Origin of the sequence: Alcanivorax sp. VBW004, assembly GCF_009718865.1 — a bacterium.
Taxonomy (GTDB): domain Bacteria; phylum Pseudomonadota; class Gammaproteobacteria; order Pseudomonadales; family Alcanivoracaceae; genus Alcanivorax.
Genome location: NZ_WNHC01000001.1, coordinates 3513437 through 3539533, shown reverse-complemented (window position 1 = coordinate 3539533; position 26097 = coordinate 3513437). Strand labels below are relative to the sequence as shown.

General features: G+C 59.0%; 27 protein-coding genes. 15 read left to right on the top strand and 12 right to left on the bottom strand.

Annotated elements, in window-relative coordinates:
• Positions 1-5 precede the first annotated feature (5 nt).
• The 3 genes from F1529_RS16115 to F1529_RS16105 all read right to left on the bottom strand — a co-directional run bounded on the left by F1529_RS16115 (position 6) and on the right by F1529_RS16105 (position 2954).
• Positions 6-1163, bottom strand: a complete 1158-nt coding sequence (locus F1529_RS16115; RefSeq protein WP_155136378.1) for an iron-containing alcohol dehydrogenase — start codon at positions 1161-1163, stop codon at positions 6-8.
• Between the two features lie 125 nt (positions 1164-1288).
• Positions 1289-1897, bottom strand: coding sequence for a TetR/AcrR family transcriptional regulator (locus F1529_RS16110; RefSeq protein WP_155136376.1), 609 nt, complete (start codon positions 1895-1897; stop codon positions 1289-1291).
• Positions 1898-1931: 34 nt separating this feature from the next.
• Positions 1932-2954 (bottom strand): hypothetical protein, encoded by a 1023-nt coding sequence (locus F1529_RS16105; RefSeq protein ID WP_155136371.1) that lies wholly within the window; start codon positions 2952-2954, stop codon positions 1932-1934.
• Positions 2955-3110: 156 nt separating this feature from the next.
• On the opposite strand from F1529_RS16105, the gene F1529_RS16100 reads away from it, so the two are divergent.
• Complete coding sequence (locus F1529_RS16100; RefSeq protein ID WP_155136368.1) at positions 3111-4031, top strand: glutathione S-transferase family protein; 921 nt, start codon at positions 3111-3113, stop codon at positions 4029-4031.
• 11 nt (positions 4032-4042) lie between these two features.
• Positions 4043-4258, top strand: coding sequence for a VF530 family DNA-binding protein (locus tag F1529_RS16095; protein WP_196220422.1), 216 nt, complete (start codon positions 4043-4045; stop codon positions 4256-4258).
• A gap of 202 nt (positions 4259-4460) precedes the next feature.
• Here the strand turns inward: F1529_RS16095 and F1529_RS16090 are convergent, their stop codons facing one another.
• Positions 4461-5276, bottom strand: a complete 816-nt coding sequence (locus F1529_RS16090) for an arylamine N-acetyltransferase (protein WP_230457820.1) — start codon at positions 5274-5276, stop codon at positions 4461-4463.
• A 248-nt stretch (positions 5277-5524) separates the two neighbouring features.
• Here F1529_RS16090 and F1529_RS16085 point away from each other — a divergent pair, with 248 nt between their 5' ends.
• Both F1529_RS16085 and F1529_RS16080 read left to right on the top strand, forming a co-directional pair.
• Positions 5525-6706, top strand: coding sequence for a GGDEF domain-containing protein (locus F1529_RS16085; protein ID WP_196220421.1), 1182 nt, complete (start codon positions 5525-5527; stop codon positions 6704-6706).
• Between the two features lie 139 nt (positions 6707-6845).
• Positions 6846-8642 (top strand): amidohydrolase family protein, encoded by a 1797-nt coding sequence (locus tag F1529_RS16080; protein ID WP_155136356.1) that lies wholly within the window; start codon positions 6846-6848, stop codon positions 8640-8642.
• 61 nt (positions 8643-8703) lie between these two features.
• Here F1529_RS16080 and F1529_RS16075 read toward each other — a convergent pair whose 3' ends face one another.
• Both F1529_RS16075 and F1529_RS16070 read right to left on the bottom strand, forming a co-directional pair.
• Positions 8704-9594 (bottom strand): haloalkane dehalogenase, encoded by an 891-nt coding sequence (locus F1529_RS16075; protein ID WP_155136353.1) that lies wholly within the window; start codon positions 9592-9594, stop codon positions 8704-8706.
• A gap of 125 nt (positions 9595-9719) precedes the next feature.
• Positions 9720-10673 carry an aldo/keto reductase gene (locus F1529_RS16070; protein ID WP_155136350.1) on the bottom strand — a complete coding sequence of 318 codons (954 nt, stop codon included), beginning with the start codon at positions 10671-10673 and terminating at the stop codon, positions 9720-9722.
• A gap of 275 nt (positions 10674-10948) precedes the next feature.
• On the opposite strand from F1529_RS16070, the gene F1529_RS16065 reads away from it, so the two are divergent.
• Complete coding sequence (locus tag F1529_RS16065; protein ID WP_155136347.1) at positions 10949-11845, top strand: recombination-associated protein RdgC; 897 nt, start codon at positions 10949-10951, stop codon at positions 11843-11845.
• 158 nt (positions 11846-12003) lie between these two features.
• On the opposite strand, the gene F1529_RS16060 is transcribed toward F1529_RS16065, so the two are convergent.
• Entirely contained in the window at positions 12004-12570 is a 567-nt protein-coding gene (locus tag F1529_RS16060) for an ATP-dependent zinc protease (protein ID WP_155136344.1), read from the bottom strand.
• A gap of 248 nt (positions 12571-12818) precedes the next feature.
• On the opposite strand from F1529_RS16060, the gene F1529_RS16055 reads away from it, so the two are divergent.
• The 6 genes from F1529_RS16055 (at position 12819) to F1529_RS16030 (ending at position 17536) form a co-directional block, all read left to right on the top strand.
• Positions 12819-13532 (top strand): alpha/beta fold hydrolase, encoded by a 714-nt coding sequence (locus F1529_RS16055; protein WP_007149884.1) that lies wholly within the window; start codon positions 12819-12821, stop codon positions 13530-13532.
• The gene (locus tag F1529_RS16050) at positions 13529-13744 is read left to right on the top strand and encodes a DUF1653 domain-containing protein (RefSeq protein WP_155136341.1); all 216 of its coding nucleotides are present in this window, start codon (positions 13529-13531) and stop codon (positions 13742-13744) included. Before F1529_RS16055 ends, F1529_RS16050 begins: the two co-directional genes overlap by 4 nt.
• Before the next feature lie 201 nt (positions 13745-13945).
• Positions 13946-15298 (top strand): DEAD/DEAH box helicase, encoded by a 1353-nt coding sequence (locus tag F1529_RS16045; RefSeq protein WP_155136338.1) that lies wholly within the window; start codon positions 13946-13948, stop codon positions 15296-15298.
• Between the two features lie 277 nt (positions 15299-15575).
• A complete protein-coding gene (locus tag F1529_RS16040) occupies positions 15576-16193 on the top strand; it encodes a paraquat-inducible protein A (RefSeq protein ID WP_155136335.1) in 618 nt (205 codons plus the stop codon).
• A complete protein-coding gene (locus tag F1529_RS16035; RefSeq protein WP_155136332.1) occupies positions 16183-16707 on the top strand; it encodes a paraquat-inducible protein A in 525 nt (174 codons plus the stop codon). Before F1529_RS16040 ends, F1529_RS16035 begins: the two co-directional genes overlap by 11 nt.
• Positions 16694-17536: an intermembrane transport protein PqiB gene (locus tag F1529_RS16030; RefSeq protein ID WP_155136329.1), complete on the top strand. Its 843-nt coding sequence runs from the start codon at positions 16694-16696 to the stop codon at positions 17534-17536. Before F1529_RS16035 ends, F1529_RS16030 begins: the two co-directional genes overlap by 14 nt.
• 77 nt (positions 17537-17613) lie before the next feature.
• Here the strand turns inward: F1529_RS16030 and F1529_RS16025 are convergent, their stop codons facing one another.
• The 4 genes from F1529_RS16025 to F1529_RS16010 form a co-directional block, all read right to left on the bottom strand.
• Positions 17614-18009, bottom strand: a complete 396-nt coding sequence (locus F1529_RS16025; protein WP_007150906.1) for an endonuclease domain-containing protein — start codon at positions 18007-18009, stop codon at positions 17614-17616.
• A 153-nt stretch (positions 18010-18162) separates the two neighbouring features.
• Positions 18163-18915 carry an SDR family oxidoreductase gene (locus F1529_RS16020; RefSeq protein WP_155136326.1) on the bottom strand — a complete coding sequence of 251 codons (753 nt, stop codon included), beginning with the start codon at positions 18913-18915 and terminating at the stop codon, positions 18163-18165.
• Positions 18916-19015: 100 nt separating this feature from the next.
• Entirely contained in the window at positions 19016-19693 is a 678-nt protein-coding gene (locus F1529_RS16015; protein ID WP_007150275.1) for a histidine phosphatase family protein, read from the bottom strand.
• 3 nt (positions 19694-19696) lie between these two features.
• Positions 19697-20560 (bottom strand): SDR family oxidoreductase, encoded by an 864-nt coding sequence (locus F1529_RS16010; protein ID WP_155136323.1) that lies wholly within the window; start codon positions 20558-20560, stop codon positions 19697-19699.
• A gap of 106 nt (positions 20561-20666) precedes the next feature.
• Here F1529_RS16010 and F1529_RS16005 point away from each other — a divergent pair, with 106 nt between their 5' ends.
• Positions 20667-21599 carry a LysR family transcriptional regulator gene (locus F1529_RS16005; RefSeq protein WP_155136320.1) on the top strand — a complete coding sequence of 311 codons (933 nt, stop codon included), beginning with the start codon at positions 20667-20669 and terminating at the stop codon, positions 21597-21599.
• A 239-nt stretch (positions 21600-21838) separates the two neighbouring features.
• Positions 21839-23731, top strand: coding sequence for an amidohydrolase (locus tag F1529_RS16000; protein ID WP_155136317.1), 1893 nt, complete (start codon positions 21839-21841; stop codon positions 23729-23731).
• Positions 23732-23855: 124 nt separating this feature from the next.
• Here the strand turns inward: F1529_RS16000 and F1529_RS15995 are convergent, their stop codons facing one another.
• Positions 23856-24335 (bottom strand): helix-turn-helix domain-containing protein, encoded by a 480-nt coding sequence (locus F1529_RS15995; RefSeq protein WP_155136314.1) that lies wholly within the window; start codon positions 24333-24335, stop codon positions 23856-23858.
• Between the two features lie 116 nt (positions 24336-24451).
• Here F1529_RS15995 and F1529_RS15990 point away from each other — a divergent pair, with 116 nt between their 5' ends.
• Both F1529_RS15990 and F1529_RS15985 read left to right on the top strand, forming a co-directional pair.
• Positions 24452-25177, top strand: coding sequence for an SDR family oxidoreductase (locus F1529_RS15990; protein WP_155136311.1), 726 nt, complete (start codon positions 24452-24454; stop codon positions 25175-25177).
• Between the two features lie 209 nt (positions 25178-25386).
• A complete protein-coding gene (locus F1529_RS15985) occupies positions 25387-25974 on the top strand; it encodes a 2-hydroxychromene-2-carboxylate isomerase (protein ID WP_155136308.1) in 588 nt (195 codons plus the stop codon).
• The last annotated feature ends 123 nt before the right edge of the window (positions 25975-26097 follow it).

The following is a 26097-nucleotide window of genomic DNA, read 5'->3' as shown; positions in this document are numbered from 1 at the left end:
GGAGGTTAGAGGCTGGCGTGCAGCACCCTCCGGCATACGTCAGGGGTGACGTCGTTGTGTTCGCCTAGCGCGGTCATGCCGTGTTCCTCGAGGCTCTTGATCAGCGGTTCGATATGTTCTTCAGCCAATTGGTAATCCCCGAGACGGGTCTTTACGCCCAGGCTTTCGAAGAAGGCGCGGGTTTTTTCAATCGCGGCCTCGGCCTGCTCTGACTCGCTGCCTTCATGGATAGACCAGACCCGTTGTGCGTACTGCACCAGCTTGCCGTGCTTGGCATCCTTGCGTTCTGTCAGCATGGCAGGGAGCACAATGGCCAGGGTCTGCGCATGGTCCAGGCCATGCAGGGCAGTGAGTTCATGGCCCAGCATGTGCGTGGCCCAGTCCTGGGGAACGCCGGCACCAATCAGGCCATTGAGCGCCAGGGTGGCGACCCACATCAGATCAGCGCGCACCGAATAGTTTTCCGGGTCGCTCAGGGCCTGCGGACCGATGTCGATCAGGGTTTGTAGTAAGCCTTCCGCGAAGCGGTCCTGTACCGGGGCACTGGCCGGGTAAGTCAGGTACTGCTCGACAATATGAACGAAGGCATCGACCACGCCGTTTGCGACCTGCCGGGGGGGCAGGGTGAAGCTTTTGGTGGGATCCAGTACGGAAAATTGCGGGAACACATGCTCACTGTGGAACGGCAGTTTGGCTTGCAGGGATTTGCGTGTGACCACGGCGCCCTTGTTCATTTCCGAACCGGTGGCGGGCAAGGTCAGGACCGAACCGAATGGCAGTGCACGGTGAATATTGGTGCCGCCCTTGAGCAGGATGTCCCAGGCATCGCCGTCGAATACGGAGGCCGCAGCGACAAACTTGGTGCCGTCGATGACCGACCCGCCACCCACTGCCAGCAGGTAATCGATGCCGTCGCGCTGCACTATGGTTACCGCTTCCATCAAGGTTTCAAAGCTGGGGTTGGGTTCAATGCCGCCAAACAATTGTACCTGGCGGTTACCCAGTGCGGCTTCGACTTCGCCCAGGGTGCCGGTGCGGCGGGCGCTCTCGCCGCCAAACAGAATCAGGACCTTGGCGTCGGCGGGCACCAGGGTGTCGAGAGCGGCAATTTTCCCTTCGCCGAAAGCAATGCGGGTGGGGTTGTAGAAATCGAAGTTGTTCATGGTGCGGTATCCTTGATTGATGACTCTTGATTCGGTTGATGGCTGTTAAATAGACCGGTCGTCTAGAGTTGATGGGTAAAAAAGCCCGCTTAATAGCGGGCACAGTTGTGTTCAGTGTGGTTGTGTCAGCGTGCGAGCATGCTCTGGGTCAGCGTCATGGCCTGATTCATGGGCTGCGCATTGCGGTGCAGCTTGGTCAGCAGGCTGGCGCCCAGCCATAGCTGGTACAGGTTGCCGGCGGTCTGCTGGGCTGGCTGCGGATGCAGGGAGCCATCGGCAATGGCGGCGTCGATGCAGTTGGCAATGCGCGCCATGACTTGCTCGGTACCATCACGCAGGGTGATGCGCATGGCTTCGGACAGGTCGGCCACTTCGGCGCTCAGTTTGACCACCAGGCAATCGCGCAGGCCGGCGGGGCCGCAGTAGTTTTCCTGCCAGTCCTGCCAGTACTGCATCAGCCGACTGATGGCCGGAGTGCCGTCATCGGCGAAGCGGGCATCCAGGTCTTGTACGTAGCTGGCAAAATAATCTTCCAGCAGCGCCTGGCCAAATTGCTCTTTGGACTGAAAGTAGTGGTAGAACGAGCCCTTCGGCACGCCGGCCGCTTGCAGGATGGCACTCAAGCCGACGGAGCTGAAACCGCGGGCAGCCAGAATATCGCGACCCGTATCCAGCAGGTGCTGGCGGGTGTCGCGGTGTTTGTCTGGCTGATTGATGGCGGTTTGTGTATTCATGGGCGGCACTCTAACACTTGATTAGACCGGTCGTCTAGTGATGCGCCAGCACCGCGGGTTTGTCCATGAACAGGGCGGTGCGGATCAGGTCCACATAGATCTGCTCCTTGCCGCCATGGCTGAGCAATGACAGGACCTCGCCGTTATTCAGGTTTAACTGAATCTGGCTGTTCAGGTAGCTGCGCTTGCCGGTGCTCAGTATCTGGTTGAGCTGAATGGATTCCACTTCCCTGAACGCAATGGTCCGGGGGCCCTCGGGCAGCGTGATGCGCTGTTCGCGACGATCGATGCTGGCCTGGCTGGTACTGGATGCCAGGAGGTAGAGGCCTACCAGGGTGAACGGGATCGACAGCATCAGGCTTTGCATCATGCCGCCCCATTCCAGTTGCTGAAACGGAGTATGGGCAACCATCAGCGCGTCGTAGAGGAAATACAGCTCTACGATCAGCCCGCCTTGTGGTGCGATGATAAAGCTCAACCCCATGGCGCTGAGTATGCCGCTGCGCTTTACCTGTAGCCGGTCGGCCTTCACGACCCGGATGCGCCCGGTCACAAAGTTGCTGGCATTGCGGGTAGGGGCCGTCACGTTGCGGTGCGCGCCGGGATCCAGCCTGAGTGAGGGAATGTCCTCCGGGCGGCTGGCCAGCCAGCGCTGCTCTTCCTTGTTCAGGGCATTCCCGGAGCGAGTGACAATGCCTAGCCCCAGGCCGGCCAGTGCAATGAACAGCACCAGGTTGCCGATCCAGGTGCGCAAGAAGCTGCGTTGCAGCCGGGAAACGCCGGACTGCTGGGTGACCAGTATCTTGTCCAGGCCGGCGCGGGTCTTTTCCAGGTGGGTAATCAACCAGCGGTCGTGGTCACTGAGGGTGGGTTTGGTCCGGGTCTGCGCAATGCGGTCGCTGAGTTCCTGCTGCTTTTGTTGTTGCTTGAGCAGGTTTTCCTGCATGCGGACCATGGCGTCCTGATGCATGCGCCAGTGGTCCTGGGCGGTAGAGATGGCGCCCCCCACAACCAGGGCAATAAAGGTGGCAATCAGTAAACGGTAAATCCATTTCATTATCTGCAGGTCCGTCGGCAGTGAGGGGCGCAAAGAGCAAAGAGTTGCGTATATTACAGGGTTGCCAACGCAGGGGTAGGGCAATGGGTGCTTGACCTTGTCGCGCGGGGATATGAGGCTTGCCGCCATATGGATCACTTAATTCAGGATGCTTTCATGTCAGAACTGATTCTGCACCACTACACGCTGTCCCCGTTTTCCGAGAAAGCCCGTGCCATGCTGGGGTATGCCGGCTTGCAATGGCAGTCGGTCACCGTGGCGGAAATGCCACCGCGCCCCAAGTTGGCGCCACTGGCCAGCGGCTACCGGAAAATTCCGGTGGCGCAGATTGGCGCTGATGTTTTTTGTGATACCCGCACCCTCAGCCGCGAAATTGCCCGGCTGGGCAACAAGCCTGAGCTGGTGGTGGAGAATTGCAGTGAAGAGGTGCAGGCCTTCGTCCGTGAGGTGGACCTGGAGATTTTCCTGGCCTCCATTGTTACAGCAGGGAATTTCACCCTGTTGCGCCTGGTGCTGAAAGAGTCGTCGTTGCTGGATCTGGGGCGCCTGTTGCTGGACCGGATCAAGATGGGCAGCAAGTCGAAAGTGAAAGCCGACAGCCCCCGCGAAATGCGTCGCAAGGTGGCCGCGCATCTGGATCATATGGAAACCCTGCTGACCGGGAATTTCCTGTTTGGCGATGCGCCCAATGCCGGTGACTTTTCCGCCTACCACAGCCTCTGGTTTCGCCGTGATCTGGCCGGGCGAAGCATTGCGGGTAGCCATCCGAAAGTGGAGGCCTGGATGAACCGCATGCAGGCCTTCGGGCAGGGCACACGCAAGGATATCAGTGCGGATGACGCGCTGGAGATTGCCCGCCAGGCTACGCCGCGGGCCCTGCCCGAACAGGTGGAGCAGGCGCCTTTGCTGGGTCAGGCCGTGCGAGTGGCACCGTCAGATTATGGCCGTGAGCCGGTGTTCGGTGAGCTGTGTTATTGCGATGATTGCACGCTGGTGGTTCGTCGTGATGATGCCGTGGTGGGGCAGATTCAGGTGCATTTTCCCCGCGATGGTTTTGTCCTTTCAAAAGCAGACTGACGGAAATATTGATGAGCCAACCCAATAATCCGTTGCATGGCGTCACCCTGGAAACCGTGGTGACGCAACTGGTTGAACACTATGGCTGGGAAGAGCTGGGAAACCGCATCCGCATCAATTGCTTTATCAGCGATCCGTCAGTGAAATCCAGCCTGAAGTTTCTGCGCAAAACACCCTGGGCGAGAGACAAAGTGGAAGCGTTATTTGTGGACACTTTTTCGCAATGAGCTGCCTCAATCTAGCGCAGAGAGTAGGTCGAATTTACCCAAGGGCACAGAGAGCCTGATGGCGTAATCCGACATTAGGCGATGAATCGATTGGCGCGGAAAAAATGTCGGGTTACGGCTACGCCTCTCTGTGCCCTTGGGTAAACTCGACCTACAAAATTCGCCTTGCTGGCACGGCCCTGATATGGGCGCGAGACACCCGTTAAAGCAAAGCCTTGTCGATCAGCGCAGCTTGCAGGTCTTGCTCCAGCCCTTGCAGATTAATCTGAAAGGTATCGGCTAGCAGGCGAGCCATCGCCTGTGGGTCGGTAATGTTTTGTTTGTCACTGCGCCCGTCCGGGTAGCGTACCGTATAGAGCCCGTTCAAGAGTGTGTGGCGGCGGTCTACGTCGGTGCGCACGGCCATCAGGTTATTGACAAATTTTGACGCCGGGTGGCACGCCACGTACCAGTTGGCCATGTCGAAATCGATGGGCCATTGCGTCATCAGGTCGAACCGGTAAAGCAGTCGCCATACGCTACCCAGCTGCACTTCAATACGGAAATGGTCGCTCTGGGGAAGAACACGAAAATTCTCCAGCGAAGTGCTTTGGGCTGCCAGGCTGTGCAGCCTCAATGGCGCTGTCGGTGTCATGCCTCCAAATCCTACGTCACTCAAGTATTCCTCATCCTCGATGGTTACCAGCAACAACATATGCGAGCGGGGTGGCTGTGCGTCCTCCGGTTGGTTCCAGTAGACCCGGGCGGTAATCCCCCGCACGGTAAAGCCAAGCGCCGTCAGCACCGCCATAAACAGCAGGTTGTTCTCGAAGCAGTAACCGCCACGGCCTTGATGAATCAGCTTGTGTTCCAGGCTGGCCAGATCCAGAGGCACCGGCTTGCCCAGCAGCGGGTTCAGGTTTTCAAAAGTGATATGCAGCAGGTGGCATTGCTGCAGGGCGCGCAGGGTTGCCAGGGTGGGTGTGCGTTCACCGGTGTAACCGACGCGTCGGCAGTAGGCATCCAGATCAACAGGCATGGCAGGCTCCGGGTTCATCAACAGAAAAAGGGAGAGTACGGCCTCAACCCCGGTTGAGGTAAAGGGGAAAAGGGGTATGACTCCGTCGCTGCCGCGATTCCGTTTCGGATGCGATGGCGATGCTCACATTATCGCCGCTTTCCGACCATTGGTAGCAATGGCTGCACCAGCGTGGTTCGTGCTGGCTCCGCTGTGGCTTGCAGGGTGACATAATTCCGAAACAGGCGTGAATTAGGTCACAGATGCGTATGCGAAAAGTCGCTTCGAAATCCCCTGCGATTTACCGGTTGCTCGACTGGAAGGACAGCGATAAATGCCTGCTGTTGTCGGTGTTGCTGTTCATTTACATGTCCTTCTATCTGGTCTGGCATCTGGTCACTGCGTTTTACACTGACTTCGGTGCGCAGTACGTCTCCCCGGTCGGCGCCAGGCAGCTTTCCTGGGTGCTGTTATTCAATTTGAGCGGCTATCTGCTGCTCATTCTCTGGGCTTTATTATTACGTAAGGTCCGGCGCCAATCGCCGCTTTTTGTACACTGCTTTGTGCAGTTTTTTGGGGTCAGCTTTCTGCTGCTGGGCCTGATGTTCGGGCTGTATAGCCCGATCACGGGAATGGTGCTGCTCGGTTCACCCCTGGTGGGATTCATCCTGTTCGGCTTCCGTCCAGTGGTCTGGGGCTTCACCGTGAGCACCGTGATGGTGTTGCTGTTGTCCTGGTTGGCGGCCCGAGGTCACGATATTTACGCGCTGTATTTCCGCACCGATCCGGCGGCCAAGGGCTCCCTGTCCTATTACTGGATTGCCAGCACCGTTGCTTTTTCGGTGCCCTTCGTGGCGGGGGTGCTGACGCTGGTGTCCCTGCTGCTGCGCCGCTGGGTATACCGTGAAGCCCAGGTGCGCGCCATGGCCGTGCAGGATCCGCTTACGGGGCTGTCGAACCGGCGGGCCCTGTTTGACCAGTTTGCCCATGAAATGGCTCGTGCCCGGCGCACCGGGGAAGCGCTTTCCGTGTGCGTCATGGACCTGGATCATTTCAAACAGATCAATGACCGTCACGGCCATGCGGCCGGCGATACCGTGCTGGTGCGAGTGGCGAACTTGCTGCGTGAATGCTTGCGCGAAACGGATCGCATAGGGCGTATTGGTGGCGAAGAGTTTGTACTGGTATTGCCCGATACCGGCCACGAGGGAGCAGAAAAAGTGATCGAACGGTGCCGCGCTGCCCTGGTCGGCACCCCGGTTATGCTTGATGTGGGTGAGCCGCTCACCGTCAGTGCCAGCTTCGGGGTGGTCACTGCGCTTGCCGGAGAGCAGGCCACGGAATCCCAGCTGGTATCCCGTGCCGATGATGCGCTTTACCTAGCCAAGAAACGCGGGCGCAACCGTGTGGAATTCTGGTCATCGGCCATGCTCGAGGTGGCCACAGCCTGACGCCTTGTCCCTGATTAACCAATTCCTGTCGCGTAATGGCCGGGTGCTGATCCAATGCCCGTTCTATGGTTGTTAGCAGGCTGGCGTTCGTGTGCGCCATTTTCCGTGCCATCCAACAACAACATCGCGGCGGGGCATCATGCAGCAATACGTTTACGACATTGTGATCAATCATGGGCAGTTCTTTGATGGCAGTTGCCGGGACGGCAGTATCCGGCATCTGGGGATTCGTGATGGGCGCGTTGTCACCATCAGTGATGTTCCGTTGCCTGACCATGCGGCGCCCAAAGTGTATGACGCCACCGGGCAATGGGTCACGCCGGGCTTTATCGAAACCCATAGCCATTACGATGCGGAAGTCATTGCCACGCCGTCACTGAAAGAGTCGGTGCGTCACGGGGTAACCTCGGTGCTGATCGGTTCTTGCTCGATCAGTATGATCAATGCCCAGCCGGAAGATTGTTCGGATCTGTTTACCCGGGTGGAAGCGGTGCCCCGTGAAGCGGTGCTGCCGATTCTGAAAGAGAAAAAAACGTGGCGTGACGCTGCCGGCTACCGGGGGTTTTATGACCGGCAGCCGCTGGGGCCCAATGTGGGTTCTTTTGTGGGGCATTCCGATATTCGTGTGGCGGTAATGGGGCTGGAGCGGGCCACGTCCCCGGCAAAACCCAGCGAACAGGAATTGCAGAAAATGGAATCCCTCTTGGAAGAGGCGCTGGATGCCGGCTGTGTCGGCATGTCGCTGATGACGACCCGGCTGGACAAGGTAGACGGAGATCGAGCCTGGTCACGGCCCTTGCCGTCCACCTACGCACGCTGGAACGAATTCAAACGGTTGTTCCGGATTCTGCGTCGCCGAAATGCGGTAATGCAGGGCGCCCCGGACGCGGTAAAGAAGGTCAACGTAGTGCGCTTCCTGTGGCAGGCTCACGGCCTGTTCCGTCGCCCCATGAAGTGCTCCATGCTTACGGCCCTGGACCTCAAATCCAACCCCTGGCTTAACGTGGTGACACGGCTGAGTGGTTTCGTGGCTAACCGCTTTTTGCGGGGCAACTTCCGTTGGCAGACATTGCCCGCACCGTTCACGTTGTATCTCAGTGGTTTGAATGTGAACGCCTTTGAAGAATTTTCCTCCGGTGAGTTGCTGCGTGACTACAAGGATGAAGATGCCATGTACGCGAAGGTGGATGATCCCGCCTTCCGCAAGCTGTTCAAGAAGCACGTCAACGCCTTGTTCACCAAGGGACTCTGGCACCGGGACTTCAGTGATTGCTGGGTGGTGGATTGCCCGGACACGTCGTTAATTGGCAAAAACTTTGAAGAAATCGGAGTGGTTGAAGGCAAGGATGCGGTGGATGCCTATTTCGATCTGGCGGTGCAGTACCGCAATGATCTGCGCTGGAAAACCAATTACGGTAATCACCGGCCGGAGATCATGCACAAGCTGCTGGCGAGCCCGTATACCCATGTGGGTTTTGCCGATTCCGGCGCACATCTGGAATCCATTGCCCAGTACAACTTCCCGCTACGGTTACTGAAATATGTTCGTGATGCGGACGAAGCCGGGTTGCCCTTTATGAGTGTGGCAGAAGGGGTAAATGCGGTAACCGCCGACCTGGCGGACTGGTTTGGTTTGCAGGCCGGCAGCTTGCGCCAGGGCTGCCGGGCGGATGTGGTCATCGTGAATCCGGAAGGGCTCACCGACGAGCTGGATGACGTGGCCTGGGCGCCGCTGGAAGGCACTTCGCTGAACCGTCTGGTGAAGCGCAACGATGACGCCGTGACGGCCACGATCATTAACGGCCGGGTGGCCTATGACCGCGTTCAGGGCTTTGATGATGAGCTGGGTCGTGAGCGGAATTTCGGGCAATTTTTATCGAGCATGGACGTGAAGACCCGGGTGCGCAGCACCGAGTCTGGCTTGCAAACTGCCTGACCGTTGTCAGGTGTGGGAGCCGCGCCTGCGGACTCCCACGAATCAGGTTTGCGTTTCCGGGTTAGCCCATTTTTTCAAGTAAGCCATTCACGGCCTGGGCAAACTGCACCGGGGAATCCTCCTGCAGGAAATGCCCGCCCACCAATGTTTGATGCGGTTGCCCCTGCGCGCCGGGGACCCGTTCCTGCATGTATTTGTCCCCGCCACGGGTAATCGGGTCGCCGTTGCTGAAGGTGGTCAGGAATGGCTTTTGCCATTGCTCCAGAATTTTCCAGGCCGCCCGGTTGGCGTCGCTGGCCGGATCGTTCGGTGTCACCGGTACCAGCTTGGGAAAGGCCCGCGCCCCGGCCTTGTATTTTCTGTTGGGGAACGGCGCGTCATAGGCGCGGATTTCGTCCGGACCCAGTTTGCGGAAGGTGGCGCTATTCAGAATGCGGGAAATGGGCAGAACAGGGCTATAGATCGCAAAGTTCTTCCACAGGTGAAAGGCTTTTGGTGCCTGCTGATCACCGGTAGGCAGCATGCCGTTGCCTACTACGATGGCGCGAAAGCGGGATTCGTTTTCTGCGGCCAGGCGCAGGCCAATCAATGATCCCCAATCCTGGCATACCAGCGTGATGTCGGTGAGATCCAGCTGATCGAGCAGCGATTTCACCCAATCCATGTGACTCTGGTAACTGTAGGCATTGATGTCGGTGGGCTTGTCGGATTTGCCGAAGCCGATCAGATCCGGGGCGATCACGCGATGGCCGGCGGCGGCGCAGATGGGAATCATGTGCCGGTACAGGTAAGACCAGGACGGCTCCCCGTGCAGCATCAGCACCGGTTTGCCGTCGGCCGGCCCCTCATCCACGTAGTGCATGCGTAATCCGCCCACATCCACGTAGTTCGGTTCGAAAGGGTAGTCCAGCAGCCGCTCGAAGCGGGAATCCGGGGTGCGCAGGTAATCCATGGCCGATCCTTGTCTGTACTGATAGCGAAGTGTGAGTAAGGAATACCAGTAGATGCCCGGATCGGCCATGTCGTTACAGGACAGTCTGCGTTTTGTTTTGTGTGAACAGGCCCTGGGGTATGGCCTTACTCATCCCAGAGATTGGCCAGGGTGTAATCGCTGCCCGGTTGGGCCCAGAAGCCACCGTCCACGTAGCGGCGGTGCTTGTCCAGGGTGCGGATGGCATCCATGTCCGCGTCACTGAGTGACAGCTCGGCGGCGGCCAGATTCTGCTTCAGGCGCTCCGGGTTCACGGATTTGGGGATCACCACGGTGTCACGGTGCAGTGCCCAGCTGATCAGCACTTGTGCCGGGGAGACGCCATGACGGTCGGCGATTTCCAGGATCACCGGGTCTTCGAGCAGCACCGGCTCGTCATCGGCTTTCATGCCCGCAGGGCGATCAAATGACCCCAGTGGAGAATAGCCGGTGAGCGCAATGCCCTGTTCCTTGCAGAAGGCCAGCATGTCGTTCTGTTGCAGATAGGGATGTAGTTCAATCTGGTTCATGGCGGGCTTGTAGCGTGCCTTGCCAAGCAAATCCTGCAGCTTTTTCACGCTGAAATTCGACACGCCGATCTGCCGCGTCTGGTTATTGTCCACCAGTGCTTCCATGGCGGCCCAGGTGGTTTCCACCGGCAGTTCCTTGAGAGGCACCATGTCGTCCGCGGATTTCGGGAACGGCACGCCAGGCTTCAGCGCTACCGGCCAGTGCATCAGGTAAAGGTCCAGATAATCCAGCTGCAAGTTACGCAGGGTGGTTTCCAGGGCGGGCTGTACGTCGTCCGGCGCATGGTCACTGTTCCACAGCTTCGAGGTGATCCACAGCTCTTCGCGCGTTACCGTCCCGGCGGCAAACACGTCACTGAGAGCCTGGCCGATTTCCTCTTCGTTGCCGTAAATATGGGCGCAGTCGATGTGGCGAAAGCCCGTTTCAATGGCGCTCTTCACCGCCTTGTACACTTCGCCGGGTTCGGATTTCCAGGTACCCAGGCCGAGCATGGGCAGGGTGTCGCCATTATCGAAGGTCAGCGTTTTCATGGTCTGCTCCTGTAAAGCGTACGACTCCCGGCTGGTTTGTGGCCGCCGGGACGGGAAACAATCTGCAACCCTACTACAGGGACTTTGCACCCCCCTGTTGGGTTCCCGCTGAATCCTTGCTCGATTCTCCACGGCGCTCCCTTATCCGGATTATTGGCTCCAGCGGTTTCCCTGCTTGAGCCGCCCCCGGCATTTCGCTACTGTGGCCGACCGGCGTTGGCCGCCCTCATTATCGGCAGTGCCTTTTCTCACTGCCCCTGCTTTTGGAAAACTCTATGTGGATCAAGAACCTGACTGTCTTTGTGGGCGAAGAAGCCTTCCCCTGTTCCGTGGCCGAACTGGATGAAATTCTGGACCAGAACCGCTGCCAGCCCTGCGGTTCGCAAACCGAACGCACCGAAGGCTTTGTACCGCCGCTCAAGGGGCAGGACCCCATGGCCTACGCGGTGGACGGGTTCATTTTCTGCACCTACCAGGAAACCGCTCGTCTGTTGCCCGGGCCGGTGATCAAGGAGCTGCTGGATGAAAAAGTGGAGCACATCCAGCAGGAAGAAGGCCGCAAGGTGGGGCGCAAGGAAAAGGCGGATCTGAAAGAGCAGATTACCTTTGAGTTGATGCCGCGGGCGTTTACCCGCTCACGCCGCACCTCGCTGCTGATCGATACCGAGCGCAAGCGGGTGATGGTAGATTCTTCCTCCGCCAGTCGCGGCGAAGAAGTGATCGCCTGCATGCGTAAAGCCATCGGCTCCCTGCCCGTGGCGTACCCGGCGCCGAATTCCGCCCCCTACACCAGCTTCAGTAACTGGCTGCGTGATACCAAGCTGTTGCCGGAAGGGTTCACACTGGGTGACCGTTGCGAGCTGAAAGGCGTCAAGGACGAAGGCGCGGCGGTGAAGTTCACCGCCGTGGATCTGGGGCAGGAAGAAATCCTCGCACACCTGGAAACCGGCATGGTTGCTACCCGCATCAATCTGGCGTGGCAGGATTCGCTGGAACTGGATATCAACGAAAAGCTGGAGATCAAGCGCATCAAGCCGCTGGATCTATTGCAGGAAAATATCGATGCGCTGGATGCGGACGATGCGGTAGCAGAGCTGCAGGCGCGGATCAGTTTGCAGGGCAAGGTGCTGCGCGAAGCGCTGGACAGCCTGTACGGCTATTTTGAAGTTTGAAAGAGACGCTTCACGCGGCATGCATCATGCAACAACGCGAAGGGTGTGATCTTGTTCAGTAACGCCGTGCCCGCGCTGAAGGTGTCAGCGCGGGCACAGTCTTTCAACATCTGCGAGAGTTGAACCGCGTTGTTGCGTGCAGCGTGAGGCATGCTGCGCTAATCATTAATGTCCTCATCGTCCTGCTGGTCCTTGTCCATCTTCACCGGTGAGTTTTTATCGCACTGCGGTGAATGCTGGAAGGTCTGGGTCACGTCCAGATAGCCCAGGTGGGAAATGGTGCGGCGACCCAGCAGAATCGGATAGATCATGTCCGAGCGGTCGTTCAGGGTGAACTGCTCTTCATATACGGTGTTGCCCATGCACACCTTCATCAGCACTACCGGGCGACGTTCCGTGCCGCCGGCACCGCGAATCAGCACCTTGCGGTAACGCGGCTTCTCGAAGGTTTTTTCCACTTTTTTACCGGTGGCTTCATCTACCACATCCACGGTAAAGCGGACCCAGTCCTCATCATCCTTTTCGTACACCTCCACATCGGTGGCATGCAGGGAAGAGGTAAGCGCGCCGCTGTCCAGCTTGGTCTTCAATTCCACACCCCAGGGCACCAGGGTGGATTTTTCCACCCAGCCAAACACTTTGGGGCTTTCCGGTGACTTGGCCATGGCCATACCGGTGCTGCTCAGCAGTGAGGCGGTAATAAAAGCGATGAGTCCTTTTTTCATGGGCGCTCCTTGGTCGTGAAAGCCTTGTGCGTAAAACGGGGATACCATTCGGCATCCTGTTGGCAGGGTATGACTGTGTTCGCCGCAGACCGTTCCCCGGCAAATCATTGACTCTCTGGCTGCAGGCTGTCGCCAGTCAGCCATCCCCGACCCCTCCTGACAGGTTACCATTGTTGCAAATGCGCCGTTGCCGGCAGGTTAATAACCGGCCTGCTGCAGGCGCCGGAAAAAGGGCCGGAGGGCCAGTGATGACAACAACGATTGCACCACCATCCATCAAGCTGCTGCTGGGTGAAAGCCGCGCCGCGTGGGCCTATGGACGCTATCTGCTGCGTGGGCTCGGCCATCGGCAGCTGCCGCTGGGCAAAGGCCAGCCAGTGCTTGTTGTGCCCGGTTTTGGCGCCAGCGATGCCAGTACGCGGCCACTGCGCAGGGCGTTGAGCAAGCTGGGCTATAACGTTTACGGCTGGGCCCAGGGCACCAACCTGGGCATGAACAGCAAACGTAAAAACCTGTTAGTTACCCAGTTGCAGGCGATCAATACCCGTCACGGGCAACCTGTGGCGCTGGTGGGTTGGAGCCTGGGCGGTGTGTTTGCCCGGGAGCTGGCGCGGGCCTTTCCCGATCAGGTGAGCCAGGTGTTTACCCTGGGCAGCCCCATCAATGGCGACCCGGAGGCCAACAACGTCTCCACGCTCTTCAACCTGTTTAACCCGAACCGTCCGCCGGCGGACCGGGATGCGTTCAATCAACGCATAGCGGCGCCGCCGGTGCCGTGCACGGCCATCTTTACCCGTGAAGACGGCATCGTGGCCTGGCAGTGCAGCCAGGAAGAGGAGGGCCCCATGACAGAAAACGTGGAAGTGCAGGGGACCCATGTAGGGCTACCCTGGAATCCCCTGGTGCTGGCGGCCATCGCCGAGCGGCTGCCCCGCACCCCGTTACCCGGAGAATTGCCATGAGTGACCTGAAACCCGGCCGCTACCGGCACTTCAAAGGCAATGAGTACCAGGTGATCGGCTTGGCGACCCATTCCGAAAGCGGTGAAACCGTGGTGGTCTACCACCCGCTCTACGGTGATCAGGCCCTGTGGGTGCGGCCCCTGGCCATGTTCACCGAAACCGTGGACCGCGACGGCAAGGTGCAACCCCGCTTCGCCCGGGTGGGGGACTGAGTTGAAAGTTAAAAGTTGAAAGGCGCGAGCTGGGCACTTGGTAGGCTGGATGGCGGAGGCCAGGTTCAAGCTCTGTTGCCAGCGCGAAGCAATAACTCCTCCGGCGGAGAGGTGCGGATCACCGCGTTTCAACTTTTAACTTTCCACTTTAAACCCCCTCGGATGCTACAATGGCGGCCTTATTTATGGAGTTAGCCCGTTATGTCTTCGTTTGCCGACCTGAACCTGCACGAGCGCCTGATCAAGGCCCTTGGCGAGCTGGAAATCACCACCCCGACCCCTGTTCAGACGGCAGCGATTCCGGCGGCGCTTGAAGGCCGTGATTTACGCGTGGTGGCTCGCACCGGCAGCGGCAAAACGGCGGCTTTCCTGCTGCCCATGCTGCACCAGCTGCTCCAGTATTCCCGTCCGCGCACCGATACCCGTGCCCTGATTCTGCTGCCCACCCGCGAGCTGGCTCAGCAGACCCTCAAGCAGGTAGAGGCACTGGGCCGTTACACCTTTATCAAGGCAGAGCTGTTGACCGGCGGTGAAGACTTCAAAGTGCAGGCCGCCAAAATGCGCAAGAACCCGGAAATCCTGATTGGCACCCCGGGTCGCCTGATCGAACATCTGGACGCAGGCAACCTGCTTCTGCAGGACCTGGAAATGCTGGTGCTGGATGAGTCCGATCGCATGCTCGATATGGGCTTCAACGATGACGTGCTGCGCCTGGCCGCGGAATGCCGGGCCGAGCGGCAGACCCTGCTGTTCTCCGCCACCACTGGCGGTAACGCCATGGAGAACATGATCAGCAGCGTGCTTCGTGATCCCAAATCGCTGGTGCTCGATTCCGTGCGTGACCTGAACGAGTCCGTCAGCCAGCAGATCATCACCGCCGATGACGTGAAGCACAAAGAGCGCCTGGTGCAATGGCTGCTGGCCAACGAAACCTACGAAAAAGCCGTGGTGTTCACCAACACCCGCGAGCAGGCCGATCGCCTTGGCGGGGTGCTGGTGGCCTCCAATCTGAAAGTGTTTGTGCTGCACGGCGAGAAAGATCAGAAAGACCGCAAGCTGGCCATGGATCGCCTCAAGGCCGGTGCCGTGAAAGTGCTGGTCGCCACCGACGTGGCTGCCCGTGGCATTCACGTGGACAACCTGGATCTGGTGATTAACTTCGACATGCCCCGCAGCGGCGACGAGTACGTGCATCGTATTGGTCGCACCGGCCGGGTAGGCGGTGAAGGCACCGCAATTTCCCTGATCGCCGCCCACGAATGGAATCTGATGGCCGGCATTCAACGCTACCTGCGTCAGAATTTTGAATACCGTTTGGTGGAAGCCCTGCGTGGCAACTTCCTGGGGCCGAAAAACCTGAAGTCCAACGGCAAGGCCGCCGGCAATAAAAAGAAAAAAATGAAGAAAAAAGAAGATGCCAAGAAAGGCATCAAGAAATCCGGTGCCAAGAAAAAAGCGGCTAAACCCAAACGCAATGCCAAACCGCCCACCCAGGACACCAAGGGCGGCTTCGCCACAGTGAAGCGCAAGAAGACCCCCGGGCCACTGGATTGAGAGACGCTGCACGCGCCACGCTTCACGCAACAGCGCGAAGCGGAGCCGTACAGGTTTCGATAGGTGAGAGGCCGCGCCCTTATTCCGGGCGCGGCCTCTCACGTTTATAAAACGGCAAGCCTTGATCGCGTTGTTGCCTGCAGCGTGTCGCATGATGCATCTCTTTAAAACTCCGTAAAATTCCCGCCTTCTTCACGTTCTTTCGGCGCTTTTGTCGTCATTCTGGTACGGTTATTCCAAGGAGGTGGCTGTGCCGGAACACAGGGAAGGGAAGTCCATGTCTGCTGACGCACTGCAGTGCCCGGATTGCGGCACTTCGCTTGCTGTGCCTTCCCGCCGTGCTCGTGGCGCCTGGCGCTGCCCCCGTTGTGATGCCCAGCTGAGTGGTGCCTGGGCGTTGCGTCCTGACTCCCTGCTTGCACTTACCGTGGCCACCGCCGTGTTGTGGTTGCCGGCACTGATCCTGCCGCTGATGCGTCTGGAAAACCTCGGCCTGGATCGTGAGGCCAGCCTGCTGGATTGTGTACTGCGATTGATGGAAGGCGTCTATTTTCCTGTCGGGGTCTTGCTGCTGTTTACCCTGGTCATCATGCCGTTGCTGAATTTGCTGTCAGCGGGGCGCCTGTTGTGGGCTGCCCGTGATCATACGCCGTCGACAGGGCAGCCCGACCCTTTCTGGATGAAGGCATACCGGCACAGTCGGGAATGGGCCATGACCGATATCTTTCTGCTCGGCATTCTGATCGCCATGACCAAGCTGGGTGACATGGCCACGGTCACCCCGGGGCCGGGACTGTTTTGTCTGGTGGTAGCGGTGTTGTTGCGGCTGATCGTGGAAACTCTGGCGCAGCCGGATCAGCTACAGCGGTTGCTGGAGGCGCGCAATGGCGACTAATGCACCCCCGGGGCAGCAGCGAGCGCTGGCCTGGTCATTGCTGATTGCCGCCGTCGTCTGGCTGGTGCCGGCCAATCTGCTACCGATCATGTCGGTCACTGAAACCGGCCGTGGCAAGGCCAGCACCATTGCCGATGGTATCTGGCAACTGTTTGAGGCCGGCATGCCGGGCATTGCCATTATTGTTTTTATCGCCAGTCTGCTGGTGCCGTTCTTCAAGGTGTTGGTGCTGGCGGTGATCTACTGGCGCGTTCCCCACGAAAATAATCCCCGCATCAGTACCCGGGCCTATCGTCTGGTGTACTGGATTGGCCGCTGGTCCATGCTGGATGTCTTCGTGGTGGCGCTGCTGGCAGCGGTGGTGGAATTCGGCAATCTGGCCCGGGTGGAACCGGGGCCGGGCATCATCGCCTTTGCTCTCGCCGTGGTGCTGACCATGTTGTCTGCCCACGCTTTTTCTCCCCAACAATTATGGATTCAAGACCCTGACGGAGCGGACCATGGACACCCCTGAAGTGAAACATTCCCGTTGGCCTTCCCCTATCTGGCTGGTGCCTCTGGTCAGCCTGTTGGTGGCTGGCTGGTTGTTGTACGACCAGCTGTTACAACGAGACGTACAGATTGAAATCACCTTTGAAAACGGCTCGGGTATCAAGCCGGGGGTAGACCTGCGTTACCGGGGCGTGCCCGTGGGCAGTGTGGATGAAATCGTCCTTAGCGATGACCTGAAACACGTGACGGTCCATGCCAGCCTGAACCAGGATGCAGAAAAACTGGCTCGGGAGAAAAGCCGTTTCTGGATTGTGGAACCGGAACTGGGCATCGCCGGTGCGCGCAATCTGGATACACTGGTGTCAGGGAAATACATTGCGGTAGAACCCGGTGAGGGCGAATCGCAAAAAGAATTTGATGGGCTGGAAACACCGCCGGAACAACAACCCAATCTAGGCCTGAAGATAACCTTGGTGGCCGATCATCTGGGCTCACTGAAGAAAGGTCGCAAGATTTATTATCGTGATTTGCAGGTGGGCACCATCGGTGAAAGCGAGCTGAGCGAAGGGGGCCGGTTCGTGGAAATTCAGGCCATCATCGAACCGAAATACGCGAGACTGGTACGCAGCAATACCCGCTTTTGGAACAGCTCCGGACTGACCGTGGACATCGGCTTGTTCAAAGGCGCAGAAGTGCAGGCCAGCTCCCTGGAAAATTTACTCCGTGGCGGCATCAGCTTCGCCACCCCTCCCGAGCCGGGTCCGCTGGCGAAAGCGGGGGAGCGGTTTGATCTGTACAAACAACCGGAAGACGACTGGCGCGAATGGGCGCCGATCATGAAGTGGAAATAGCCGCAGCACGCAACAGGTGGGTAGATGAGCAAGGCAGAGAGAATGTTTTTCCCGGGAGAGCGGGCGGAGCTGGAGTGTTAATCGTTTTCCCCAGGGTCTTTCTGGAGGGTTCCCTCTCCCTTGAGGGGAGAGGGACAGGGAGAGGGTGAGACGGCCTTGAAAATTTCTTCCAGAACCGCATCAGTGCTCTGCAGGATGTCATTGTTCCAGAATCGCATCACGCGATAGCCTTCTGCTTTTAGCCAGTCATCACGTTCCTGATCTGCCGCATCTCCATTGTGCTGACCTCCGTCAGCTTCAATAACTAGCCTCGCCCCCAGGTGAACGAAGTCAACAATGTAAGGGCCTATCGGTTGCTGGCGGCGGAATTTCTGTCCATTTAGTCGGTGGGCTCGCAGGTGTTGCCATAGCAAACGTTCGGCGTCTGTCATGTGGGTTCGCAAATCCTTTGCGAAGCGGTGGCGGTAGTCCATTACTCTGCCTTTTGTGCTTCCTGTGCGTTGTAGCTCCACCCTCTCCCTGTCCCTCTCCCCTCAAGGGAGAGGGGACCTAATAGATAGGCCAAGGTTTAATCATCGCTCGTCTCATCCTTTCAGCCAAAGCCAAACAGCTTTGAACGCTTTCCCTTACATTATCTTCCCGACCATTTTTAATGGCAGGTTGCGCATGGCGAAGCCCAGTGGGCCCCAGGGCCAGCCGGGAACGGAGGCGTTTTTGCTCTCTTTCTCGATGGCTTTCACCAGTGCCTTGCAGCCGGTTTCGGTGTCCACCAGGAACGGGGTGTTTTTCACTTTTTCGTTGATCTCGGAACGGATAAAACCGGGGAAGATCGTGGATACCTTGATCGGTGAATCCTGCAGTTCCACTTGCAGGCCTTCAGCCAGCATGGCCACACCGGCCTTGGTGGCGGCGTAGGTGGTCAGGTTTTTCTTCATGCCGCGCATGGCGCTGATGGAAGAAATCATCACCAGGTGACCGCTGTTCTGGGCGCGGAAAATTTCCATGGCCGCTTCGGTCTGTGCCAGTGCGGCCACGAAGTTGGTTTCGGCGGTTTGGCGGTTGGCGTAGAAATAGCCGGTGCCCAAGGGCTGGCCCTTGCCCATGCCGGCGTTGATGATAATGCGGTCGATGCCAGCCAGTTCCGTGCGGAAAGCATCGAACACGGCAAACACCTGATCGTAGTCGTTCACATCCAGCGGCTTGATCAGCACCTTGATGCCGGGGTGTTTTTCTTCCAGCTCGGCCTTCAATGTCTCCAGCCGATCCATGCGCCGGGCACACAACGCCAGGTTGCGCCCCATGGCGGCAAACAGGCGCGCCATGCCTTCGCCCAGACCGGAGCTGGCACCGGTGATTAGAATATTCTTGCGTGTCGGCATTGTTATCCCCGCTCTAAATGATTCGTTGTAGGAGCGTCGCTGGCGGCGCGATTTCCGTGCGCGTGGAATCGCGCCGCCAGCGACGCTCCTACAGGAAGGGTTATCGATACGTGACCTGTTCGCTGGGCAGGTGCAGGTGTTCGTTCACTGACACTAGCCGCAACTTGCCAGCGTTCACAAGCACGCGGGTCACACTGGTGTTGATCAGGTTGCGGTTATAGGTGATCAGCGCTTCCGCATCCAGAGCCATCAACTGTTGGATGATCACGCTGATGGCGCCGCCGGATGTGAACACCAGGGCGCTGTCGCCGCTGCTCAGGCTGTTGCCCAGGCTATAGGTGCTGGCCAGCACCCGCTCACGGAACGCGGGCCAGGTTTCGCTGTAGTCCCCTTCGCCACGCTGCCAGCGGCGCAGGGCCTGTTCAAAACGGGCCTGGAACACCTTGCGAGGTTGCTCCTGCTCCGCCAGCCAGGCGGTGAGCGCGGGGCGGTCGGTGGCCAGGGGCCAGTCAACGGCGAGCAACTCTTCGTGGTTGTACTCATTAAAACCGGTGTCGGTGTGCCACTCTTTTGGCAGTCCCAGTTCGCCCAGCGTAGCCTCTGCCGTTTCCCGGTGACGGCGCATGGTGCCGCAGATAGCCCGGGGAAAGCCCAGTGCCTGGTTCTGCAGGGCGCGGCCAAGAATACGGCTTTGCTCCCAGCCCGGCTCGGAAAGCTGGTCGTAATCTTCCTTGCCGAAACTGGCCTGTCCGTGGCGAATAAGATAAATCACCGGCATAAATCAGTGCTCTTTTTTCTGTTCGGTTTTTTCCAGCTTGCGCTGCAGGCGCACCGCGCCTTTCAGCATGATCCGGTTGAACACAAACGGCAGGAAGCGTTTGATCCAGTATGCGCGGCGGCCGCTTTTGTGAGGCAGCAGGAAAAACTGTTGTTTGGCCACCGCCTGCTTGATCATCTCGGCAATCTGGTTGGCGTTGAGCTCGTCGCTGGAAAGCAGCTTGTCCACGGTTTCGATCATGCCCGGTTCCGGGGTGCGCATGGACTCATGCAGGTTGGTGCGGAAAAAGCCGGGGCACACCACGGTGGTATGAATGCCATAGGGCGCCAGTTCGAAACGCAGGGTTTCCGACAGGGAAATGACGCCGGCCTTGGTCACGTTATAGCTGCCCATCACCGGCGCATGCAGCAGCCCGGCCAGGGAGGCGATATTGACGATATGGCCATGGCCCTGACGTTTCATCATCGGCACGAACACCTTGCAGCCGCGCACCACGCCTTTCACATTGATATCGAAAATCCAGTCCCAGTCGGCCATGTCGCCACGGTCGATGCGGGCAGCCCCGGCCACCCCGGCGTTGTTGACCAGCACATCCAGCCCGCCCCAGTTCTGTTCCAGCCATTCCCGCGAATTGTTGAAGCTGGCGGCGTCGCGCACATCCAGATACTGGTACTGCAATTCCCCGGGCAGATCCTTCAGGGCGGCCAGGGTTTCTGCTGCGCGTTCCTGATTCACGTCGCCGATCAGCACCCGGGCGCCCTCGCGAAGCCAGGCTTCGGCCATGGCGCGGCCCAGCCCGGAGGCGCCGCCGGTAATCAGTACCCGTTGCGTTTGGGAAGAAGTAGCCGTGTTTGCGGATGTGCTCATAGTTCGTCTGTATTACAAAAATGAATGATAGATGCCCATTGACCGATGCTAGAGACCGCGTTTCAATAAATCCAATGAATCATTGCAATAATTCTGGATAAATCTGATGCATGTTTCGCGATTCGATCTGAACCTCTTTGTGGTCTTCGATGCCATTTACACCGAGGGGTCGCTGACCCGCGCCGCCAAGGTGCTCAACCTCACCCAGCCGGCGGTCAGCCACGCCCTGGGGCGGCTGCGCGACCGTCTGGGTGACCCCTTGTTTGTCCGTCAGGGCAGCCGCATGGTGCCCACCGCCAGAGCGCGCGCCATGGTCAGCCCGGTGCGCCACGCCCTGGGAGGGTTCCAGCGCTGCCTGAGCGAAGAGGGTGGTTTCGATGCCAGCGAAGCGGAGCGCACCTTTGTGCTGGGCCTGCGTGACGGACTGGAAGGGCGCTTGCTACCGGCACTGATGAGCCAGTTTATGGATGAAGCACCAGGGGTGAAGTTGCAGTCGCTCACCGTGAGCCGCCGGCAAATGGCCACCGAGCTGGCCAGCGGCCGGCTGGATCTGGCCTGCGATGTGATGTTGGCGCTGCCGGAAGCCATCGAGCATCAGGCGGTGCTGCATGGCCCGCTGGTGGTGATGATGCGTGACTCCCACCCACTGGCCGAAGGCATGGATCTGCCTGACTATCTGGCCGCCCAGCATGTGTTGGTATCGTCCCGTCGCGAAGGACCGGGGCTGGAAGATTTCGGTTTGGCCCGGCAGGGCTACCGGCGTCATATCCGCTTGCGGTGTCAGCATTATCAGGCGGCGCTCAGCACCGTGCAGCAAACTGACTTGCTGCTCACCATGCCCGCCAGCCTGGCCGGGCAGTTGCGGCGTCAGGGGCTGGTGCTCAAACCGTTCCCCGGCGAACTGCCCGGCCTGGAAATGCACCTTTACTGGCACCGTGACCAGAGTGCTGACCCGGCGCACAGCTGGCTGCGTCAGCGGGTGCTGGCCCAGCTGCAAGGCATGCAGAGCGAAATCGAGTTAGATGCGCCTTCTGCATAGGCTCCATGTCGGGTTACGGCTACGCCTAACACGACCTACTAAAAGGGGGTGTTTGGTAGGTCGAATTAGCCTGAAAGGCGTAATCCGACACGCCCTCACGGTGCCCGTAAACGCGACGCCGTTCCTGCTTTGAAACATTTCTATAAGGTTCCGTTTATTGCTTCTCTCGCAGGCTTGCTAGTGTCAAAAGGCGCTACAACGTTTGCAAAACTTATAAGAAGTGAAAAAAAGGGAGAGTAATGAAACATTCAATCAGCAAGTGGCTGCCGGGTACTCTGGCAGTAACCGCCTTGTTCGGGTGTCAGACCGATCTGCCACCGCCGCCTCCGGTCGAAGCCATCTGGTTCAATGGCCCGGTGATAACCGTCGACGATAACGCCCCCGAGGCCCGGGCTGTTGCGGTGCGCGATGGGCGCATTGTGGCGGTGGGTGAAAAAGACGCGGTGCTGCGTTATCAGGGGGACAGCACCACCATGCACGATCTGCAGGGCAAGACGCTGCTGCCCGGTTTTGTGGATGCCCATGGCCATGTGTCCTTTGTCGGTTTTCAGGCCATGAGCGCCAACCTGTTGCCGCCGCCGGATGGTGGCATCAGCAGTGTGCCGGAGCTGGTGGATAGCTTGCAGGCCTTCGCCAAAACCTCGGAACTGAACAAGCAGTTCGGCATCATTTATGGTTTCGGTTACGACGATTCCCAGCTGGCGGAGCAGCGTCACCCCAGCCGCGCAGAGCTGGATCAGGTCAGTGCCGATACGCCGGTATTGATCGTGCACCAGAGCGCCCACTTTGGTGTGCTCAACAGCGCCGCGCTGAAAAAAATCGGCATCACCGCCGACAGCCCCAACCCGCCCGGCGGCGTCATCGTTAAAGACCCGAAAACCGGCGAGCCTACGGGCCTGCTGGAAGAAAATGCCTTCTTTATGGCACTGGGAAAGTTGTTCCCGAAAATGAACGGCGAGCAAGCCGTGGCCATGCTCAAGGAAGGCGAGCGGCTGTACACCCGCTTCGGCTACACCACCCTGCAGGATGGCCGCAGCTCGCCGCAGCACGTGAAGGTGGCCATGGGCGCTGCCCAGGCCGGCGTGCTGAAAGCGGATATCGTGTCCTACCCGGATATTCTCAATGAGGGCGTGGACGAACTGATGGTGCCGCCGTTCTACCACAGCGTGGACAGCACACCGCAGTACCATAACCATTTTCGCATCGGCGGCATCAAGCTGACCCTGGACGGTTCCCCCCAGGGCAAAACCGCCTGGCTCACCGAGCCCTACTACCAGCCGCCCCACGGCAAGGGCGATGACTATGCCGGCTACGGCGTGGTGAAAGATGACAAGGTGGTGGAGGTGTACACCAAGGCCCTGGAAAACGGCTGGCAAACGCTGACCCATGCCAATGGCGACCGGGCCATCGACCAGATGATCATGGGCTGGGAAAAAGCGGAAGCAGCGGTGCCCGGTGTGGATGTGCGCCCGGTGCTGATCCACGGCCAGACCCTGCGCAAGGATCAGGTTGCCGAACTGAAAACCCTGGGCATCTTCCCGTCCCTGTTCCCCATGCACACCTTCTACTGGGGTGACTGGCACCGCGATTCCGTGCTCGGCCCGGAGCGGGCGGAAAACATTTCGCCCACCGGCTGGGTCCGGGAAGCGGGCATGCGGTTCACCACCCACCACGATGCGCCGGTAGCGTTACCTAATTCCATGCGCGTGCTGGATGCCACGGTGAATCGCACCACTCGCAGCGGCAAGGTGCTGGGTGAAGCACAGAAGGTCAGCGTGATGACGGCGCTCAAGGCAATGACAATCTGGTCTGCCTATCAGCACTTTGAAGAAGCCAGCAAGGGCTCCATCGAAGTGGGCAAGTTGGCGGACTTTGTGGTGTTGTCGGAGAACCCGCTGGAAGTGGCGCCGCAAACACTGCACTCACTTACCGTGCTGGAAACCATCAAGGAAGGGGAATCCATTTATCAGCGCAGTGAGGATGATGCTGCCACTGCGCAGGTGGCGCCGCCGCTGGGCGTGTCTATGGCGCAGGCGCAGTGGCCGGCAAGTCATGGCCATTACGGTGCCGATGGCTGCTTCGGCCCGGCTCTGGAGCACATCTTCCATGCGCTTAACGGCACCGAGCACTGAGGCTTCCTCGCAACGCTCAATGTCGGGTTACGGCTGCGCCTCTCTGTGCCCTTGGGTAAACTCGACCTACCTGGAAAGTTGGGTAGGTCGAATTAGCCTGAAAGGCGTAATCCGACAAACTCTCTTACCCCGCCTGGGTCGGCAATAATTGCCCGGCCCAGTACGGGTTCTCTTCCAGACGAATGTCCTGCGCTTCCACGCTGTCACCACAATGGCCGCATTGCAGTTTGGCCTCCAGCGGTTCGCCGCATTGGCGGTGCACGCGCACCAGCGGTGGGCCGGCATCACCGGCCAGGTATTTGTCGCCCCATTGGGCCAGGTGGGCAATCACCGGGTAGAGGTCGCGGCCCATGGTGGTCAGCCGGTATTCGTGGCGCAGGGGGCGTTCCAGGTAGGCCACTTTTTCCAGTACCCCGCCATCGGCGAGCTTGCGCAGCCGGTCGCTGAGTACATGGCGTGTGACGCCCAGCCGTTGCTGGAAATCATCAAAACGGCGCACCCCGAGAAAGCAGTCGCGCAGCACCAGCAGCGTCCAGTTATCGCCAATAATGGCCAGCGAACGGGCCAGTGAGCAGGGCTGTTGATCGATGTCTTGCCAGCGCATAGTGAACCTCCGTGAATCGTTTTTGATCATACAGGGTTGACGAGTTCCTAAAAAGAACCGACCATCAGTTCCTAATTGGAACTAACTGTTTGCAGAACGAACCTGTTGGAGGCCCCATGCCAGAATCTGTTGCCGTTATCATCGGTGCCGGCGATGCCACCGGTGGCGCCATCGCCAAACGCTTTGCCCGCGAAGGCTACACCGTCTGCATCACCCGCCGTAATGAAGAGGCATTGACGCCGCTGGTGCAGGAGATCGAAGCCGCGGGTGGCAAGGCTCGCCCGTTCGGTTGCGATGCCCGCGATGAAGAGCAGATGGTGGCGCTGTTCGACACCATCGAAAATGAGGTCGGCCCGGTGGAAGTGGTGGTGTTCAACATCGGCGCCAACGTGTTCTTCTCTATCCGTGAAACCACCGCCCGGGTGTACCGCAAGGTCTGGGAGATGGCCGCCTTCGCCGGTTTCCTGGCAGGTCGTGAAGCTGCCCGCGTGATGGTGCCGCGCAACAAGGGCACGATCATCTTCACCGGTGCCACTGCGTCACTGCGTGGCGGAAAGGGTTTCTCCGCCTTCGCCAGCGCCAAGTTTGCGCTACGTGCTTTGGCGCAAAGTATGGCCCGGGAGTTGGGGCCGGAAGGCATCCACGTGGTGCACCCAATCATCGATGGCGCCATCGACACGGCGTTCATCCGCGACAATTTCCCGGCCAAGTATGCCCAGAAAGAACAGGATGGCATTCTCAACCCGGAACACATCGCCGACGCTTACTGGATGCTCCACCAACAACCCCGCGACGCCTGGACCCACGAAATCGACCTGCGCCCGTGGATGGAAACGTTTTGAGAGACGCAACACGCGACACGCAACACGTTTTTTGTGGGAAGTGATGCTTGCATCACGAAGGGGCCTGCCCGGAATTCGGCATGCAAGCATGCTCTCCCACACAAACCCAAAACCCTGCCGTAGGAGCGTCGCTGGCGGCGCGATAACCCAACGTCTGGAATCGCGCCGCCAGCGACGCTCCTACGAAACCCTTTGAAAGGACAAAACCAATGAGTAAAAAAATCGAATTTCTCTTCGACGTGGGTAGCCCCACTGCCTACCTGGCCTGGAGCCAGCTGCCTGCCATTTGTGAGCGCACCGGCGCCGAACTTGTGTATGTGCCCGTCCTGCTGGGCGGCATCTTCAAGGCCACCGGCAACAACCCGCCCGGTGCCGTGCCTGCCAAAGGCATGTACATGATGCGCGACCTGGCCCGCTACTCCGCGCGCTACCAGGTGCCGCTCACCATGAACCCGCACTTCCCGGTGAACACCATCACCCCCATGCGCATCATCACCGCCGCCATCGGCACCCCGGAACAGGATGCCGTGATCACCGCCCTCTACTACGCCATGTGGCGCGAGCCCTGCAAACTGTCCGAGCCGGAAGAAATCACCCGCGTCCTTACCGCCGCGGGCCTGGATGCACAAGCCTGGCTGGACAAAGCCGCTAGCGACGAAGTGAAAGAACAACTTAAAACCAACACCGAGGCCGCCATCAAACGCGGCGTGTTCGGCGCGCCAACCATGTTCGTGGGCAATGAAATGTTCTTCGGGCAAGACCGGCTGGATTTTGTCGAGGAAGAAGTCAAAAAATAGCTACGAGCTACAAGACAAAGAAAAGCCCGGGGCGCGCGTGACGTGTTCCGGGCTTTTGTCTTTTCGTGATGGGCAGGCGTGTTTGCTATGTGTGTTGCGCTGCGATCTTGTGTAGATTCAGGG

Coding starts and splice junctions, on each gene's coding strand:
- F1529_RS16115 (WP_155136378.1), bottom strand. CDS start 1,163: ATGAACAACTTCGATTTCTACAACCCCACCCGCATTGCTTTCGGCGAA.
- F1529_RS16110 (WP_155136376.1), bottom strand. CDS start 1,897: ATGAATACACAAACCGCCATCAATCAGCCAGACAAACACCGCGACACC.
- F1529_RS16105 (WP_155136371.1), bottom strand. CDS start 2,954: ATGAAATGGATTTACCGTTTACTGATTGCCACCTTTATTGCCCTGGTT.
- F1529_RS16100 (WP_155136368.1), top strand. CDS start 3,111: ATGTCAGAACTGATTCTGCACCACTACACGCTGTCCCCGTTTTCCGAG.
- F1529_RS16095 (WP_196220422.1), top strand. CDS start 4,043: ATGAGCCAACCCAATAATCCGTTGCATGGCGTCACCCTGGAAACCGTG.
- F1529_RS16090 (WP_230457820.1), bottom strand. CDS start 5,276: ATGCCTGTTGATCTGGATGCCTACTGCCGACGCGTCGGTTACACCGGT.
- F1529_RS16085 (WP_196220421.1), top strand. CDS start 5,525: ATGCGAAAAGTCGCTTCGAAATCCCCTGCGATTTACCGGTTGCTCGAC.
- F1529_RS16080 (WP_155136356.1), top strand. CDS start 6,846: ATGCAGCAATACGTTTACGACATTGTGATCAATCATGGGCAGTTCTTT.
- F1529_RS16075 (WP_155136353.1), bottom strand. CDS start 9,594: ATGGATTACCTGCGCACCCCGGATTCCCGCTTCGAGCGGCTGCTGGAC.
- F1529_RS16070 (WP_155136350.1), bottom strand. CDS start 10,673: ATGAAAACGCTGACCTTCGATAATGGCGACACCCTGCCCATGCTCGGC.
- F1529_RS16065 (WP_155136347.1), top strand. CDS start 10,949: ATGTGGATCAAGAACCTGACTGTCTTTGTGGGCGAAGAAGCCTTCCCC.
- F1529_RS16060 (WP_155136344.1), bottom strand. CDS start 12,570: ATGAAAAAAGGACTCATCGCTTTTATTACCGCCTCACTGCTGAGCAGC.
- F1529_RS16055 (WP_007149884.1), top strand. CDS start 12,819: ATGACAACAACGATTGCACCACCATCCATCAAGCTGCTGCTGGGTGAA.
- F1529_RS16050 (WP_155136341.1), top strand. CDS start 13,529: ATGAGTGACCTGAAACCCGGCCGCTACCGGCACTTCAAAGGCAATGAG.
- F1529_RS16045 (WP_155136338.1), top strand. CDS start 13,946: ATGTCTTCGTTTGCCGACCTGAACCTGCACGAGCGCCTGATCAAGGCC.
- F1529_RS16040 (WP_155136335.1), top strand. CDS start 15,576: ATGTCTGCTGACGCACTGCAGTGCCCGGATTGCGGCACTTCGCTTGCT.
- F1529_RS16035 (WP_155136332.1), top strand. CDS start 16,183: ATGGCGACTAATGCACCCCCGGGGCAGCAGCGAGCGCTGGCCTGGTCA.
- F1529_RS16030 (WP_155136329.1), top strand. CDS start 16,694: ATGGACACCCCTGAAGTGAAACATTCCCGTTGGCCTTCCCCTATCTGG.
- F1529_RS16025 (WP_007150906.1), bottom strand. CDS start 18,009: ATGGACTACCGCCACCGCTTCGCAAAGGATTTGCGAACCCACATGACA.
- F1529_RS16020 (WP_155136326.1), bottom strand. CDS start 18,915: ATGCCGACACGCAAGAATATTCTAATCACCGGTGCCAGCTCCGGTCTG.
- F1529_RS16015 (WP_007150275.1), bottom strand. CDS start 19,693: ATGCCGGTGATTTATCTTATTCGCCACGGACAGGCCAGTTTCGGCAAG.
- F1529_RS16010 (WP_155136323.1), bottom strand. CDS start 20,560: ATGAGCACATCCGCAAACACGGCTACTTCTTCCCAAACGCAACGGGTA.
- F1529_RS16005 (WP_155136320.1), top strand. CDS start 20,667: ATGCATGTTTCGCGATTCGATCTGAACCTCTTTGTGGTCTTCGATGCC.
- F1529_RS16000 (WP_155136317.1), top strand. CDS start 21,839: ATGAAACATTCAATCAGCAAGTGGCTGCCGGGTACTCTGGCAGTAACC.
- F1529_RS15995 (WP_155136314.1), bottom strand. CDS start 24,335: ATGCGCTGGCAAGACATCGATCAACAGCCCTGCTCACTGGCCCGTTCG.
- F1529_RS15990 (WP_155136311.1), top strand. CDS start 24,452: ATGCCAGAATCTGTTGCCGTTATCATCGGTGCCGGCGATGCCACCGGT.
- F1529_RS15985 (WP_155136308.1), top strand. CDS start 25,387: ATGAGTAAAAAAATCGAATTTCTCTTCGACGTGGGTAGCCCCACTGCC.